At 71.4% G+C, this 12117-nt stretch carries 11 protein-coding genes and 1 pseudogene; 5 read left to right on the forward strand and 7 right to left on the reverse strand.

The genetic code is table 11. From position 1 onward, the window contains the following. Nucleotides 1-1245 carry a beta-ketoacyl-[acyl-carrier-protein] synthase family protein gene (locus B4N89_RS37660; protein ID WP_078981050.1) on the forward strand — a complete coding sequence of 415 codons (1245 nt, stop codon included), beginning with the start codon at nt 1-3 and terminating at the stop codon, nt 1243-1245. Next, entirely contained in the window at nt 1242-2678 is a 1437-nt protein-coding gene (locus tag B4N89_RS37665; protein ID WP_235619186.1) for a hypothetical protein, read from the forward strand. Before B4N89_RS37660 ends, B4N89_RS37665 begins: the two co-directional genes overlap by 4 nt. 261 nt (nt 2679-2939) lie before the next feature. On the opposite strand, the gene B4N89_RS53145 is transcribed toward B4N89_RS37665, so the two are convergent. The 3 genes from B4N89_RS53145 to B4N89_RS37680 form a co-directional block, all read right to left on the reverse strand. Next, on the reverse strand, nt 2940-3317 hold the full coding sequence (locus B4N89_RS53145) for a chaplin (RefSeq protein ID WP_078981051.1): 378 nt from the start codon (nt 3315-3317) through the stop codon (nt 2940-2942). Between the two features lie 326 nt (nt 3318-3643). Next, entirely contained in the window at nt 3644-5167 is a 1524-nt protein-coding gene (locus B4N89_RS37675) for a carotenoid oxygenase family protein (RefSeq protein WP_078981052.1), read from the reverse strand. Nucleotides 5168-5286: 119 nt separating this feature from the next. Further along, on the reverse strand, nt 5287-5826 hold the full coding sequence (locus B4N89_RS37680) for a putative immunity protein (protein ID WP_349679010.1): 540 nt from the start codon (nt 5824-5826) through the stop codon (nt 5287-5289). A gap of 599 nt (nt 5827-6425) precedes the next feature. Here B4N89_RS37680 and B4N89_RS52075 point away from each other — a divergent pair. Both B4N89_RS52075 and B4N89_RS52080 read left to right on the forward strand, forming a co-directional pair. Continuing rightward, nucleotides 6426-7340, forward strand: a complete 915-nt coding sequence (locus B4N89_RS52075; protein WP_235619187.1) for a M9 family metallopeptidase N-terminal domain-containing protein — start codon at nt 6426-6428, stop codon at nt 7338-7340. A 47-nt stretch (nt 7341-7387) separates the two neighbouring features. Then, nucleotides 7388-8407 (forward strand): collagenase, encoded by a 1020-nt coding sequence (locus B4N89_RS52080; RefSeq protein WP_235619188.1) that lies wholly within the window; start codon nt 7388-7390, stop codon nt 8405-8407. Nucleotides 8408-8518: 111 nt separating this feature from the next. On the opposite strand, the gene B4N89_RS37690 is transcribed toward B4N89_RS52080, so the two are convergent. Together B4N89_RS37690 and B4N89_RS37695 are read right to left on the reverse strand one after the other, a co-directional pair. Then, complete coding sequence (locus B4N89_RS37690; RefSeq protein WP_078981053.1) at nt 8519-8704, reverse strand: antitoxin; 186 nt, start codon at nt 8702-8704, stop codon at nt 8519-8521. A 72-nt stretch (nt 8705-8776) separates the two neighbouring features. Then, complete coding sequence (locus B4N89_RS37695; protein WP_201261104.1) at nt 8777-9346, reverse strand: helix-turn-helix domain-containing protein; 570 nt, start codon at nt 9344-9346, stop codon at nt 8777-8779. An 89-nt stretch (nt 9347-9435) separates the two neighbouring features. Here B4N89_RS37695 and B4N89_RS37700 point away from each other — a divergent pair. Next, nucleotides 9436-9762 (forward strand): annotated as a pseudogene (locus B4N89_RS37700) (MFS transporter); the annotation flags it as partial. A gap of 18 nt (nt 9763-9780) precedes the next feature. On the opposite strand, the gene menC reads toward B4N89_RS37700, so the two are convergent. Together menC and B4N89_RS37710 are read right to left on the reverse strand one after the other, a co-directional pair. Beyond that, nucleotides 9781-10890, reverse strand: coding sequence for an o-succinylbenzoate synthase (gene menC / locus B4N89_RS37705; RefSeq protein ID WP_078981055.1), 1110 nt, complete (start codon nt 10888-10890; stop codon nt 9781-9783). A gap of 24 nt (nt 10891-10914) precedes the next feature. Continuing rightward, entirely contained in the window at nt 10915-11688 is a 774-nt protein-coding gene (locus B4N89_RS37710; RefSeq protein ID WP_078981056.1) for a GNAT family N-acetyltransferase, read from the reverse strand. Nucleotides 11689-12117: the final 429 nt, after the last annotated feature.

Consider the following 12117-nt stretch of genomic DNA (forward strand, 5'->3'; position numbering starts at 1 on the left):
GTGGCCTCGGCCGAGGTCGCGGTCACCGGTCTGGGCCTGGTCACCGCCGGTGGGATCGGCGTCGAAGCCACCTGGCGGACCCTGTGTGCGGGCGTGTCGACGGCCCGCCACGACCCGGTCCTCGCCGGCCTGGCCGTCGACGTCTCCTGTGCCGTCCCCGGCTTCGACGGAGACGCCGTTCTGGGGCGGCGGTTGTCCCGTCGCATGGACCGGACGGCGCAAATGACCGTGACCGCCGCCCGTGAGGCCCTGGCCGACGCCGCCCTCGACCCGGGGGCCTGGGACCCCACCCGCGTCGGCGTGATCATCGGCTCGGGCGGTCCGAGCATGGAGTCGCTGACGGAGGCCATCGCGAGACTGACCGCGGATCGGGCCGGCGCCATCTCCCCCGCCGCGCTGCCCCGTTCCCTGCCGAACAACCCGGCCACCGAGGTCGCCCTCGACCTGGGCGCCCAGGGCACCAACTTCGCGCCCGCCGCCGGCTGCGCGTCGGGGGCGACCGCGCTGGGCGTCGCCCGCGACCTGGTACGCGCGGGCACCCTGGACGTCGTCTTCGCCGGTGGCGCCGACACGATGTGCAACCGCCTCACCGCGGCCGCCTTCGCCCAACTGGGCGCGCTGTCCACCCGCCCCGGCGACCCGGAGCAGGCGTGTCGGCCGTTCGACGCCGACCGCGACGGCTTCGTACTGGGCGAGGGCATCGGCGTCCTGGTCCTGGAGCGGCTGGAGCACGCTCGTGCCCGTCGGGCCCGGGTGCGGGCCCTGCTGTCCGGGTACGGCTCGGCCAACGACGCCCACCACGTCACCGCGCCGCACCCCGACGGCCGCGGCGCCCGGCTCGCCACCCGCGCGGCCCTGGCCGACGCCGGCTGGAGCCCGGGCGACGTCGACCACGTCAACGCGCACGGCACCGGAACGGTCCTCAACGACGCCGCCGAGGCCCGCTTCCTCGCGGCCACCTTCGAGCGCTGCCCGCCGGTCACCGCGGTGAAGAGCGTCCTGGGCCACTCCGGCGGCGCGGGCGGCGCGATCGAGGCGGCCGTCACCGTCCTGACCCTCGAACACGGGAGCATCCCACCCACCGCCAATCACCATCGCACCGACACCGACATGGATCTGGACGTGGTTGCCAAGGCCCCGCGCCGCCCCACCCGCCTGAACACCGCGATCTCCACCTCGGTCGCGTTCGGCGGCCAAAACGCCGTCCTCGCCTTCCGCGCAGCAATCTCAGGAGCCCCCGCATGACCGTGACCCGAGCGGAAACAACGTCGGCGCACTGCGCCGCCCCGGCCTCCGGGCGGCGGTTGGAAGAGTTGGACTGGTGGCGTTCGTGCAGCGTCCGGGTCGTCGACCCGGCTCCCGAACTCTCCGGCGTGCTGCGGTCGTTCCTGGACGATCTGACGGCTGCTTTCGTCCGCGGCGGGCACCGGCTGATCCCGCCGACGGATCGCGAGACGCGGCTCGACGTGGTCCTGATGGGCGTGTCCGTACCCGACGGCCCCGCCCCGCTGGCCGACCGGATCGTCGAGGAGCCGACTCCGCTGCTGCTCAGGCTCCGCAAGGACCAGGGCCGGCAGGGCACGGTCGGGCGACTGGTCGCGGTCGCCGAAGTACCCGAGCGGATGAGCGAGATGGCGCATCCCGAGGTGGTGCGCGTCGCCCGGATCCTGATGGCCAGAGTCGGCGTGTTCACCGTCGTGTTCATCACCCCCGGCACACTGCCCGGGGAGGTCGCCGAGGCGACGCTGTGCACGATGGAGGGCGGACACCCCACCGAGACCGAGCACGTCGCCCAGGGGATCTGCGATCGGCTGGTCGCCGCGGCGTGTGCGCACGAGGTGGCGGGCCGGCACGACGTGGTGCGCGACGCGATCACCGCCGAGGCGTGGGCCGCGGCCCGCGCACCGCGGAGCCTGGTGGCGGCCGGGACCCGGATGGGGGACCTCGGGTTGTTGCCCGCGCCGCACGCGATGCGCGACTTCGTCTCGCCCCGGCTGACCCGCACCTACGCGATGTACCTCAACCTCCAGGGCTTCAGCGAGGGCATGCTCTTCGCGTTCGATCCCGATCTCGACGCGCTCGTGGTCACCGCGTCCGGACGCTGGGGAGTCGACAAACGCGACCTGTCCGCCGGCGACCTCGTGGCCGTCGACCATCGCCTGGATCGGGGCCGGGTGCGCGTCCTGGCGCCCGAGGGCATGCAGCCGATGGCACCGTCGGTGGAAGCCTGGGAGGTCTGCGCGCTGTTCGAGGCGGCGCCCACCGTACGCGTGGGCAAGAACGCGGCGGGGCACTGGCGGTGGGATCCGAACGGTACCCACGAGGTGCCGGCCATTCGGGCGGGCCTGCACGCGCACGTCGGTGTCTCGTATGCCGACCCGGCGCTGATCGAGAGCATCCCGCCGGACCGGGACCGCTATCCGTACGGGTTCGGCTGTGGCACCGACCTGATGATCGACGTGGCCCGCTCCACACTGGCCGCCTCGCGGGCACTGCACGATCCCGCGGACACCCGCCACTATGTGCGCTGGCCCATGCTCTACCACGGCGAGATGGCCCTGGAACTGTGGGGCCCCGGACAGTCCGACGAGCCGCTGCGCGGTCTCCTGGACGTGTTCGACCCGCAGGTGCTGGGAGCCGTGCACTTCCACGCGGACCACATCGACCAACCCCGCTGAGCGGTAGCCCGCACGCCCACGCGACGACGTCGGCCCCCGAGACCCGAATCGTGGTCTCGGAGGCCGACGTCGTCGTGTGGAACGGATGACGAACGCCACGCACCGTCCCCCACCGAGCGCCGCCCCCGCCAACCGATTCGCCCCGCCGGATCCGCGTGGGATCCGACGGGGCGAGGCAACGGGAACCGCCTTCGACCAACGGCGTCCGTTTCGACGATGGGGGCCGACCGCGCGAGCGCCGGCTCCCTCTGCGGCGGGTCGTCAGACCCCGACACGCTCCAGGAGCGAGCGGTGGCCGTCGTCGTGCTGGTAGCCACCGCCGCCGTGCGGGTGGCCCTGGGGACGGTGGTGGTCGCCCTCGTGGTCGTAGTCCTCGTCGTCGTAGTCGTTGTTCTCGATCTCGGCGATGACGCATTCGCTCCCGAACGCCGGGTTGAGCGCGGCGACCGCGTTGGCGGTATTGGCGCAGCCCTCGGCCGGCGTGTGGAACGGAGACTGGCCGATGTTGCCGGAGAAGACACCCGAGGACTTCACCGCGGCGGCGTCGGCCTCGGAGCTCGCGCTCGCGGCGCCCGTACCCGCCATCACCAGAGCAGCGGTACCGACGGCCAGGGCTCCGGCCTTTTTGAACGAGTTCACGACAATCTCCCGGATAGCGCACCATCCGCGCCGCCGGACCGCGACGCGCACCCGGTTCAACGAGACCGCCCGCCTCCGGCAACCACCATCACTCCGGTTCACTCGAATGACCCACAACCGCGCCGCCCGCCGGCGAACCCGCGGCCGGCACGGACGCGGCCCGACAGTCGGACGGGGGTCAACCGACGTCGGGCCGCGCGGGTGCCGGCCACGGGGGGAGCCGGCACACCCGTACAACTACCCCTGTCACGCACGGCAATACACCAACAACCTTATGTATTCGCGATGTTCATGAGCGGACACCCGGCGGGCGACACATCGCGGCGTCACTCCGTCGGGACCCAGCTGCCGTGGAAGCCGAGCGGGACCCGGACGGGGAGGTGTACGCGCGCCACCGGCTTGCCGGTGAAATCCTGCGCGGACAGGACGACCAGGTCGGTGGCGTCGCGTTCGGGGTTGTTCACGTAGGCGAGGATGTAGCCGTCGTCCTCGGCGCGTCCCGCGGACGCGCCCCGCTCGGCCGGAACGAACACCGGCTCGCTCGCGTCCGCGCCGCGCGGAAGTCGGTGCACCGCGGTCGTACCGCGCAGCAGGTCGTGCTTGACCAGCGCGTTGCCCGCCCGCACGCCGCTCTCGCCCACCGACGGCCCGTAGGCGCGGTACAGCTCGACGGACGCCGCGGTGTAGCCGTATCGATGCCGCCTCGCCAGGTACGCCTCGTTGATCCGGGGGAACTCCTGCGGGCGATCGTCGACACGTTCGGTGCGCACGACGCCGCGCACGGGGTCGATCGTCCAGCGATGCAGCGAGGGTGGCCCGGCCGCGGCCGGACCGCCGAGTCCGCGTCCGGCGGGCTCGAAGGGCGCGGGCATGCGCGTGAAGTCGACGACGACACGGCCGGCGCCGTCGTCGTAGGCGTTGAGCGTGTGCGAGAAGTAGAACGGCGAGATGTCGAACCATGCCGTCGTGCCGCCCGCTCGTGGCAGCAGGCCGACGCGCGCCGGGTGTCGTTCGTTCCAGGCGTAGGGCACCAGGGCCCCGGCAGCGGCGGCCTCGGCGTCGAAGGTGATGGGGTTGTCGAACAGGACGACGTACTTCTCGGTGAGGCCGAAGTCGTGCATCATCGGCGAGTCCGCCACCGGGACGCGCGTGGTTCGGGCGACGTGTCCGGCCCGGTCCAGCACGATGTGGCGCACGTGGTCCCAGTCGATGGCGTACGTCACCGCGTGCAGTTCGCCGGTGTGCGGGTCGAACTTGGTGTGCGCCGCGAAGGATCCGTCGAGAGTGCGGTCGAAGTCGCACAGGCCGACGGTGTTCAGGTCGCCGTCGAGCGCGTAGGGCAGCGGCCCGCCCTCTTGGCACGCCAGGATCCGCCCGCGATACCCGATCACGTGCGTGTTGGCCGCGAAGTCGTCGACGGGGGGCGGCTGGGGGCCCCGGTACGGCTCCCCGAGCCGGGCGGCGACGGCGGCGGATCGCACCCAGCGGTTGCGGTACCACTCGGCCCGACCGTCGCGCAGCCGCACGCCGTGGACCATTCCCGCGCCGATCATCCAGTGGTGCGCGCGGGGGTCTTCGAGGCCCAGGACGTTGGGCCCGTTGCGCAGGTAGCGACCGTCGAGCGCGCGCGGCAGGCGACCGGTGACCGGCAGGTCGAAGGCGGTGATCTCCTCGCGCTGTGGGGCCAACGCGCCTTCCAGGAACGGGAATCGGCGACGGTCGACGGCGTCGGGATCGGCCTGCGACCCGGCGGCGAAGGCCGGGCCGGTCGCTCCGAGGACGCCCGCGGCGATCCCGCCCGCCGCGAGTGCGCCGCCGCGCAGGACGGTCCGCCGTGTGGGGCTGTTCATGACGACACTCCGTTTCGTGGACTGTGCGTCCAGCCTCCCGCCGACCCGGCGCCACGACGATGGCGCTGCGCCCCGGCCCCCGGTGGGCCTGTCCCCACCCTCGCGGCGGCCCCGTGGTTTCAGGCACCCGCCCGCAGAGCGGCGTCGAGGGCACTCATGAGTTGTCCGACACGATTCCTCGAGGTCGGCGCGAGGGGGTATCGCAGCAGTACGGACACCAGTTCCGGCGTGGCACGTCGTCGCGCCTGTTCGATCAGGGTGTCCCCGACCGCGGGGTCGCCGCCCGCGCGCAGTTCGCCGATGCGGGCGGCGTTCGCGGCGGCGCGCAGGATGTGTCCGACCTGGGTGGCCCGCGATATCGGGTGCAGGTAGGCGGCGGCGGCCGCATCGCCGGCGGACCGCGCGGCGAGGCGGGCGGCTTCGGTGCCCGCGTCCTTCGCGGCCCGGTGCGCGTCCAGCGAGGTGACACGCTGGAGCCTGGTCCGCTTCGCACCGTCGGCGAACTCCCGGGCGGCGTCGAGCGCGGCGCGCGGACGCGGGTCGTCGGGAACACTCTCCTCGAAAACGGGCAGGACGTCCCACGCGCTCTCCGCCGCAAAGCGCGTCACGACGCGCAGCTCGTCCATGGTCAACTCGAAGTCCCCGAAAACACTCGCCACGGCCTCGATCCTGCCACCGCCCGCGGGTGGCGACTCCCGGATACCGGCCCCGCCCGCCGCGCCTTCGCCGGAAACCACGTCAACGCCCGTTCGGCACCCGCGATATGACGGCGTTTCAGGCGTAGTCGCCGGCATTCCGGTCGAGACTCTTCCGGCGCGGTGCGACATGTGCCATGTTACATGTCGCACATCGGAAGGTCGCGTCCCGGCACGCGGCCACAACAGCTCCGGAGGTCCCCGCACATGCGTCTCTCCCGGATATCGACGGTCCCCGCGCGAAGACTTCCCGCGCTCGGCGTAGCCCTGTTCCTGGCCCTCGGCCTGTTCGCTCCACAGGCCCAGGCCCAGGGCCAGGGCCAAGGTCAATCCCAAGCCGGCACCGCCCCGGCCCGCGCAACAGCCGGCAAGACCCCACCCACCGCCCCCGATCGATCCCGGTCCCCAGGTCACCCGATGCCCGGGCCGACGCCTCCGGCTTCGACATCTCCTCGCAGGAAGGCACCGAGGAGTCCGCCCAACAGGCCGCCCCGACCACCGAACCCGGCGCGACCGGCGGGCAGTTCGCGGCCGCCGCCAACGGATGCGGCGACCTGTCCGGAGTGATCGACGCAAGCGGCGCCGAGCTGATCCGACAACTGACGGCTCTCCCCGACGTCACGTGCACCTACCCGCTGTTCAACCTCACCGGCCAGACCGCGGGCGCGGCCTTCCGCGAAGCCAAGATGGTCACCGTCGCCGACGCGCTCCGCGACGCCTCCGCGGCCTACCCGGGCACCAACGCCACCTCCATCGGGCAACTGGTGCTGTTCCTGCGGGCCGGCTACTACGTGCAGGAGAACAACCCCAACGCCGTCGGCGCCTACGGCCCGGCGCTGGACACCGCGGCCCGCGCCGCACTGGACGCCTTCTTCGCCTCCCCGCACAGCAAGGACGTCACCGACGCCAACGGCGCGACCCTCAACGAGGTCGTCACGCTGATCGACAGCACGCGCACCGCCGGCCGGTACGCCGGCGTCGTCAAGTGGCTCCTCGCCGGCTACGACGCCACCTGGCCCGACGGGATGGCCCTCGCCGTGGCGCACGTCGAGTGGGTCGCCGAGAACGGCTTCAAGGCCAAGAACGACGCCCGCGGCTGGCGTGCCGCACTCAGGGCCGACCCCACCATCGTGAACACCTGGGCCGACTTCATCACCCGCAACAACTCCCAGCTCAACCGCCTGGACGTGGTCAGCAACGTCGGTCGCTTCCTCGGCTACGCCCTCGACATCCCCGAACTGAAGGATCGGGTCCGGCCGTTGCTGAAGGACCTGATCAACCGCTACCCGAACATCGGCCCCACCGGACCGATCACCATGAACCTGGCCTGGTACACCCGCGAGTTCGACCGGAACAACTGTGCGGCGTACGCCATATGCGACCTGGGTGCCCGGGTGCTTCCGGTGGTTCTGCCGTACCAGCACACTTGTAGCCCGAACCTGAAGATCCGCGCCCAGGACATGTCCCCGCGCAACTGACCGGCACCTGTACCAGTCTGATCAACCAGGACGCCTACTTCCACCGGGTGATCGGCGACAAGGGCGCGATCCCCGGCGATGTGAACACCAACCTCGAGGTCGTCGTCTTCGACGACTACACCCAGTACTCGCTCTACGCCTGGGCCATCTACGACATCGACGTCGACAACGGCGGTACGTACGAGGAGGGCAACCCGAACCTGGCCGGCAATCAGGCCCGCTTCATCGCCCACGAGGCCGACTGGCTGCGCCCGTCCTTCCAGATCTGGAACCTCAACCACGAATACACCCACTACCTGGACGGCCGCTACAACATGTACGGCGACTTCGAGGCCGGCATGACCACGCCGACCATCTGGTGGGTCGAGGGCATCGCCGAGAACATCTCGTACGGCTACCGCAACCAGCGCAACGACGACGCCATCGCCGCGGCCGGCCAAAAGACCTACACGCTCAGCCAACTCTTCGACACCGTCTACGACCAGGACGACGACCCCGACGTCAACTCGGCCCGGGTCTACCGCTGGGGCTGGCTGGCCGTGCGCTACATGCTCCAGGCGCACCCCGCCGACGTCGAGACCGTGCTCGCCGAGTACCGCACCGGTGACTGGGCCGGCGCCCGCGCCTTCCTGAAGCAGACCATCGGCACCGGCTACGACGCCGACTTCGCCCGCTGGCTGACGACCACCTGTGCCACCGCCGACTGCGGGCCGCTTCCCGAGGCCGCGGCCGTGGCGCTGTGCACCAATCCCGACCCCCGACAGTTCGACAAGAACTGCCGCCGGGACAACCTCGCGGCCACCACCGGCAACGCCGCCTACCACTTCCTGTACCTGCCGGCCGGCGTCAAGGAGTTGACCATCACCACCGGCGGTGGCACCGGCAACGCCGATCTGTACTACGGCGGCGGGACCTGGGCCACCACCACCGACTACCGGGCGAAGTCCGCCAACGCCGGCAACGGCGAGACCCTGACGATCACCGATCCACCGTCCGGTTGGGTCTACTTCACCCTCGCCGCCGCGCAGACGTTCGACGGCGTGACCGCGAGCACGCGGTACAAGTGAGCCGCTCCGCCGGCCGTTGAACCGAGGTGAACCACCGCAACCCCGAGCACGACGGCGGTCCCTGCCATCCGATGTGGATGGCAGGGACCGCCGTCGTGCTCGTCTCCGCCGCTACTGGGGCGGAGCGTCCCGGTCCCGGCCGAGTTGGTCCCTGAGCCTGTCCTGGGCAGAGTCGACCTGACCGCTGTACTTGCCCTGGGTCTTGTCGTCGACGAAGTCGCCCGCCTTGTCGACGCCCTGCCCGGCCTTGTCCTCGTGGCCCTTCAGCATCTGCTTGAGCTTGTCCATGACGGACATCGTGGCCCTCCTCGAACGTGGTGGTCCTGCTCTCCAGCGTCACACTCGTTCGGGCGGGGTGCATCCGCTGGATCAATCGCCGCCCTCGCGCTGGTGGCCGCGACGGGCGTCGCGGTCGAAGATGCCCAGGATCTCGCAGGGCCCGCCCGCCGTACCGATCGCGTGCGGCAACATCGTGGGGAACTCGGCGGCCTGGTTCGTCTCGATGCGGAAGCGGCGATGGCCGAGCAACAGGATCGCCGTCCCCGACAGCACGACGAGCCATTCCCGGCCCGGGTGGGCGCGCATCCGCGCGGGATTGTCCGGCGGCGGCTCCGTCATGCGCTGACGCACCACGCTCATGCCGGGGTCGCCCTTCACGGGCCAACGCATCAGACCGTGCGCGCCGTCGATCATCGGACTGACGACGACGTCGTCGGCGGCGGTCTCCACGAGCTGGTCCAGCGTGGTGTCCAGCGCGCGGGCGAGGGTGACCAGCTGATCGAGCGCGAGCCGGCGCCGACCGTTCTCGATGCGGCTCAGTGAGGACTGGCTGAGGTTGGCGCGGCCCGCCAGATCCTCCAGGGACCAGCCCTGGGCCACCCGCAGGGCGCGGATGCGTTTGCGCACGAGGCCGTCCAGATCCCCGTCTTCTTGCGTCATGGGCAACATCGTATGCCTTTGATGCAACGCGGCTTGGCGTCGAGAGCGCTTGAAACGTCGCCCACACCCACATGCCGGTCGAGGTCGACGCCTCGCAGGGCACGGTCATGCTCGCCGCCCGCGCGGCCGCCGGCGTCGGCACCGCGACGATCACGCCGATCACCCTGGCCGTCATCGCCGCAGGCTTCCCCGAGGCGCAGCGCGGCAGGGCGATCGGCGTGTGGACGGGTGTCGCCGGGGGCGGCGGCATCCTGGGCATGTTCCCGTCCGCGCTCCTCGTCGACGTCGCGGACTGGCGCCGGCTGTTCGTACTGCCTGTCGTGCTGGGCGTGGTGGCCCTGGCGATGACGCTGACGTGGGTCCCCGATTCCCGGGAGCAGTCGGCCCATCGTTTCGACACGGTCGGTGCGCTGGTCCTCCGCCGGCCGCGCGCCCTACATCTTGATCCACTCGACCGAGGTGGTCACCGCGTCGAGGACGTCGGGCAGGGGCTCGACGCCGAGGCCGGGGCCGGTGGGGACGTCGAGGTGACCGTCGGAGAGCACGAACGGCTTCGTGATGTCGGTGGCGAAGTACCGGCCGGACGCGGAGGTGTCGCCCGGGAGGGTGAAGCCGGGCAGTGCGGCCAGGGCCACGTTGGCGGCGCGGCCGAGGCCGGTCTCCAGCATCCCGCCGCACCAGACGGCGACGCCGTGGGCCCGGGCGAGGTCGTGGATGCGGCGGGCTTCGAGATAGCCGCCGACCCGCCCCGGCTTGATGTTGACCACCGAGCAGGCGCCGAGGGAGATGGCCGCCGCCGCGTCGGCCGCGGACGTGATGGATTCGTCCAGGCAGATGGGGGTGCGCAGCAGCTCGGCCAGTGCGGCATGCCGGACCAGGTCGTCGTTGGCCAGCGGCTGTTCGATCAACTGGAGGCCGAAGTCGTCCAGTCCGGCGAGGTGTCGCGCGTCCGAGAGGGTGTAGGCCGCGTTGGCGTCGACCTGTAGCTGCAGATCGTCGCCGAAGCGCTCGCGCACCGCACGTACCGGAGCGAGGTCCCACCCGGGCTCGATCTTCAGCTTGATCCGTACATAGCCCTCGGCGATGTACCGCTCCACGGCGTCCAGGAGTTCCGGCACGGAGTCCATGATTCCGACCGACACACCGCAGGGGACCCGGTCCCGCGCGGCGCCCAGGTAGGTGCCGAAGGACTCGCCGGCGGTGCGCAGATACGCGTCCAACACCGCAGTCTCCAGCGCCGACTTCGCCATGCGGTGGCCGGTGAAGGGCGCCAGGACCCGGGCCACCTCGTGCACGTGCAGGCCGTCCTTCGGCAGGGCGGGGATCAGGAACGTGCGCAGCACGTGCTGGGCGCTGTCGACGTACTCGGAGGAATAGCGCGGCTCGGACATGGCCCCGCACTCGCCCCACCCCTCGTGATCGGCGGTGACGACGCGGACCAACAGCACATCGCGGGTGGTCTCCACGCCGAAGGAGGTGCGGAAGGGGGTGACGAGTGGCATCGCGATCCGACGCAGTTCGATGCCGGTGATCCTGGTCTTCATGACTGGTGGCTCCTGTACCTGGGGTCAGACGCGGGTGGTGGAGGTGGTGCGTCGCACCACGTAGCGGCGGCGTTCGTGGAAGCCGACGACGCGGGCGCCTTCGGCGAGCAGACCGCCCAGGGTGGCCCGCACGGCCAGCCGCCAGGCCCGGGCGGTGCCGGGGTCGGTGAGGCGCAGGGCCTCGATGTCGTCGGGAAGGTCGACGAGTACGGTCTCGGCGTCGGTCGCGGCGATCTCCGGGCGGCCCCGGTGATTGCGGACGCCGTGGGCGGCGCCGAGCGGCGGTTCGACCGCCTCGGGCGGGGTGGGTGCGGTGAGGTCCCAGGTGACCAGGACGCGGTCGGACTCGTCGCCGCCGTTGATGGTGTCGTGCATCGCGCCGTAGAAGGACGGCAGGTAGTCCTCCGGCAGGGCGCCGAGTTTGGTCAGGTTGAAGTAGGCGTTGCGGCGGATGAGCGGGTCGTAGGTCCAGGTGATGCGTCGTAGTCGGTGGGCGAGCGCCCACTGCCGCTGGTGCATCTTGAGGGCGAGGCCCACGCCGCGGCCCACGACGGAGCCGGTGATGTGCGAGTGCAGGCTGGTGCCGACGGGTTCGCCGAAGAAGGCGACCGACGCCCCGACCAGGCGGCCGTCCTCGTACGCTCCCGCCACGTAGTTGCCGGTGTGCGCGAGCGCCCGCATGACCTCGGCGGAGATGGGTGAGTTGCCGGGTCGGGACCCCCAGATGCCGGCATAGAGGAGGCTGACGGCGTCGAGGTCCTCCATCATGCGCAGTTCTCGGATTGTGGATCCGTTCATCGCAGTGCTCCGACTGGGTGGGCCGGTGGCCGGGCAGGGGCCGGCACGGTGGCGGTGGGGGCGTGTGGGTGATCGGTGTACGCGGCGCGGCCGGCCTCGCCGGGACCGTCGGGCGTGGAACACCCCACCCCGGCGGGGTGGTTGCCGTATCGGGACACACGGAAGCCGGCCGCCGCGGTGGGCCGTGGCCGAACGCGTTCACGTCACTTCCGCAGGTTAAAACCGTCGGGGTTCCCGCGCCTTTGTTTCGGGCTACCGGGATACGCCCGCCGATTTGTACGCCGGAACAACGGCGGCGGGTCCGCCGCGCGACGGAATTCGTGCGCCCGGAAATTCGGTATTCCCGTGCCCCGGCGCGGCTCGGGGGCGCACGTATCCGGTAGTTCCGGGAGTTTTCCGGGATCGGCACCCCCCGGTATCGCGCCTACG

Source organism: Embleya scabrispora (assembly GCF_002024165.1).
In the GTDB taxonomy this organism is placed as follows: Bacteria; Actinomycetota; Actinomycetes; order Streptomycetales; family Streptomycetaceae; genus Embleya; species Embleya scabrispora_A.